Below are 2,592 nucleotides of genomic sequence, written 5' to 3' on the forward strand. Positions count from 1 at the left end.
GCTGGTAAAAGACCTCACGCATGACGGAATACACCGCAAACGAGCTAGCAAAAAGCCCGAAGGCAGAAACCAGGACGGTGAGCACCACCAGCCAGGTGCGTAGACGCAACGGCCGGTGGGTGCGGTATGCGCGGTAGGAACGGCGTTTGCGTTCCCCCTGCGTGCCCCATCCTGTGGATGGCTCGGGGGCTTTCTGCGGCTCGGACTCGGACATTGGCGTAATTCTAGCGCTTCGGGCTCTGCTTTAACGGCATTAAGGGTTTTAGTTACTTCAGCGTTTTTAGCGGCGTGGTTTCCGCAGCACGTAGCCCACTCCACGCACGGTGTGGATCAGCGGGGTATCGCCGGTATCAATTTTGCGGCGCAGGTAGGAGATATAAGATTCCACCACGTTGCCGTCGCCGCCGAAGTCATAGTGCCAAACGTTATCCAGGATCTTCGCCTTGGACAGCACCACTTCTTTATTCAGCATCAAAAAGCGCAGCAGGTTGAATTCGGTTGGGGAAAGTTCAATGAGTTCGCCGCCTTTGGTGACTTCGTGGGTGTCATCATTCAGCGTCAGATCGGCGTAGCTAATCGAGGAATCTTCCGCCGTATCTTCCTGCACATTGCCGCGGCGCAGTACGACGCGCAGGCGGGTGATAACTTCTTCCAGGCTAAATGGCTTGGTGATGTAGTCGTCTGCACCGATGGTCAGGCCATGGATGCGCGATTCGACGCCATCTTTCGCCGTCAGGTACAACACGGGGCCTTCCAGGCCTTCGGCACGTAGTTTTTGCAACAACTCGTAGCCGTCCATGCCTGGCATCATGACGTCCAGAATATAAGCGTCTGGGCGGAATTCCCGGGCCACGCGCAATGCGTCTGTGCCGGAGTTAGCACTACGCACGTCGAAGCCTTGGAACTTGAGGGAAACAGTTAAGAGTTCAACAATATTAGCTTCATCGTCAACAACGAGAACCTTAACGGGATCGTTATGGGTGTAATCATCCATGGAAATCACTGTCTTCTTTCTTGGTGCTGGTGTAACTAGTTTATCTATGTCTTTTCTACGGCTAGGAACTTGCACCCAACTGACCGGACACTGAATAGATTCTGTGAGCACCCAAGGCCGCTGAACCAGTATTGTTGAACATATGGGATTTTCTGACCTCGTCCGCGCAGCCGAGCACAAGATCAACACCTACGGCGTCCAGCGTAAGACCCGGGCGGGTTGGCTGCCGAAAATCGTTCCGTACACCGGCTACGGCACCACTGAACGTGTGCACGTTATCGGGCGGATTCTTATGGACGATCCAACGTTCGATGATTCTGATTCTGCCGCTACCGGCAGCCACCGCACAGCTGCAGGGCACGTGGAAAATTTCGCGCACGAGGCCCAGCGTGGCTACCGCCAATTCTTTACCGTCCAGGTGGGCGATCACCCGGTGCAGGTGCACGTCGGTGGCGAGGTGGTGCAAACCTATACTGATTCCAACGGCTATTTTGATGTGTCCATCGTCGGCCATGGCTTAGAGCCTGGTTGGGGCGAGGTGGATGTCACTGCCGAGGGCGCAGAAGCTGTGAAGGCCAAAGTGCTCATCACCTCCAGTGAAGAGACCATCGGGTTGATCTCTGATATTGACGACACCATCATGGTCACCAACCTCCCGCGCGCCTTGCACGCGGCCTACAATTCTTGGTTCAAGAAGACGAATAGTCGGCAACCCATACCCGGTATGGCGAAGTTGTACAGCGAGCTGCTTAAGGACCACCCCAATGCCCCGGTGTTTTATCTGTCGACCGGTGCGTGGAACACTTTCCATACGCTCGAGCAGTTCATCGACGATAACAACCTGCCCCAAGGCCCGCTGCTGTTGACCGACTGGGGGCCAACCCCCACCGGTTTATTCCGTAACGGTTCTGAACACAAGAAAGTGCAGTTGCGGAACCTGATTATCGACTACCCAAACATCAAATGGATTTTGGTAGGCGATAACGGGCAGCACGACCCACTCAACTATGGTGATTTAGCCATTGAGCACCCCGGTGCGGTCGCGGGCATCGCTATCCGTGAGCTCACACCCACCGAACACATGCTTTCGCACGGCACGATGAGTTCCCTGACCGGCCCACCACGCACCAACCGGGACGCCGTGCCGACGATTTATGGCCCGGATGGCCATGCCTTGCTGCGGGAGTACCGGCAGAAGCCGTTTGCCTAGTTGGCACAGCCGCCGCGAGCTTAGATGGGGCATCACCTAATGGTGTTAATCTGCATCCATGACTGATGACTTATTGATCCGCATGCGCGATGTGCGGAAAAAATATGCGGCGAAATCCGGCACCGTGCATGCCTTGGATGGGCTAAACCTAGAAGTTGCGGAAGGAACAGTCCGGGCCCTGTTGGGCCCAAATGGTGCGGGTAAGACCACTACCGTGAAAGTCTTGACGACGCTAACCCGCCCGACCTCCGGCGAGGTCACCATCGACGGCCTGGATGTGGTGCGTCATGGCCACGAGGTACGCAACCGCATTGGGGTTTCTGGGCAAAACGCCACTATTGATGAGGAGCTCACAGCCCGGGAAAACCTCATGCTGGTGGGCCGCCTG

Annotated in this window: 3 protein-coding genes and 1 pseudogene; 2 read left to right on the forward strand and 2 right to left on the reverse strand. The window is 56.1% G+C overall.

Annotated features, from left to right (window positions below):
* Window positions 1-214: pseudogene (locus A5774_RS00915) on the reverse strand (two-component sensor histidine kinase); the annotation flags it as partial.
* A 66-nt stretch (window positions 215-280) separates the two neighbouring features.
* Window positions 281-994 carry a response regulator transcription factor gene (locus tag A5774_RS00920; RefSeq protein ID WP_023018374.1) on the reverse strand — a complete coding sequence of 238 codons (714 nt, stop codon included), beginning with the start codon at window positions 992-994 and terminating at the stop codon, window positions 281-283.
* Window positions 995-1,136: 142 nt separating this feature from the next.
* Here A5774_RS00920 and A5774_RS00925 point away from each other — a divergent pair, with 142 nt between their 5' ends.
* Window positions 1,137-2,204, forward strand: coding sequence for an App1 family protein (locus tag A5774_RS00925; protein WP_064833051.1), 1,068 nt, complete (start codon window positions 1,137-1,139; stop codon window positions 2,202-2,204).
* Window positions 2,205-2,262: 58 nt separating this feature from the next.
* Window positions 2,263-2,592, forward strand: a 330-nt coding sequence (locus A5774_RS00930; protein WP_156519506.1) for an ATP-binding cassette domain-containing protein, incomplete at its 3' end; no start/stop codon positions are given.

Source organism: Corynebacterium sp. EPI-003-04-2554_SCH2473622 (genome assembly GCF_001665955.1).
Lineage (GTDB): Bacteria > Actinomycetota > Actinomycetes > Mycobacteriales > Mycobacteriaceae > Corynebacterium > Corynebacterium pseudodiphtheriticum.